This window comes from Bacillus sp. SIMBA_005 (assembly GCF_046535585.1).
Lineage (GTDB): Bacteria > Bacillota > Bacilli > Bacillales > Bacillaceae > Bacillus > Bacillus pumilus.
The window spans coordinates 1-253 of the sequence record NZ_JAWRWI010000800.1 but is presented as its reverse complement, the minus strand read 5'-3'; the positions used below and the strand labels follow the sequence as shown (position 1 = coordinate 253).

Here is a 253-nt window from a genome sequence, read left to right as displayed (position 1 = left end):
CGAGACCGCGGTGTCGATGTGCGCCTCGACGGCCGTGCACCTGGCCGGCGAGGGATACAGCGTCGACGTGATCGACAGCGCCGGCGCGCTGCTCGGCACGCTGCGCGGCCACGAGGACGATCGCGACGGGCTGCTGGTGGCGCTCGCCATGGTCGCGCCGCGCGGAGAGAGCCGGGACCTCGCCACGCTCATCGGGGGAACGCCGCCGGGGCCGCTGGTGTACATCACGGGTCGCCTGGACGAGGAGGACGCC

1 protein-coding gene is annotated in these 253 nt (G+C 74.3%); it reads left to right on the top strand.

What is annotated here, in order from left to right:
- A partial coding sequence (locus tag SB660_RS22280; protein WP_410584640.1) for a hypothetical protein occupies positions 1-253 on the top strand: 253 nt, incomplete at both ends.